General features: G+C 75.2%; 1 protein-coding gene. It reads right to left on the minus strand.

The window, feature by feature from the left end; genetic code table 11:
• The coding region (locus tag GT042_RS18940) for an AAA family ATPase (protein ID WP_161309907.1) at window positions 1-424 on the minus strand (424 nt) is incomplete at both ends.

Consider the following 424-nt stretch of genomic DNA (forward strand, 5'->3'; position numbering starts at 1 on the left):
CAGCGCGTACGCCTCGTCGATGAAGAGCACCCCGCCCCGCGCCCGGTCGAACGCCTCCTGCGTACGGATCGCCGTGGAGCCGATGTGCTCCCCGACGAGGTCCACCCGGGACACCTCGACCAGATGGCCGCGCTCCAGCACCCCCAGCGAGTGCAGGATCTCGCCGTACAGCCGCGCCACCGTCGTCTTGCCGGTGCCGGGGGAGCCGGTGAAGACGAGGTGGCGGCGTACGGACGCGGCCTTGAGCCCGGCCTCCTTGCGGCGCCGGCCCACCTCGATCATGTCGGTGAGCGCCCGGACCTCCCGCTTGACGCTCTCCAGGCCCACCAGCGTGTCCAGCTCCCCGAGGACCGCCTCGGAGGCGCGCGGCGGCGTCGCGGGCGGCTCACCGGCCGCCGGGGCGGCGGTGGGCCGCGGGGGTACG

The sequence above is a fragment of the Streptomyces sp. SID3212 genome (genome assembly GCF_009865405.1).
Taxonomy (GTDB): Bacteria; Actinomycetota; Actinomycetes; order Streptomycetales; family Streptomycetaceae; genus Streptomyces.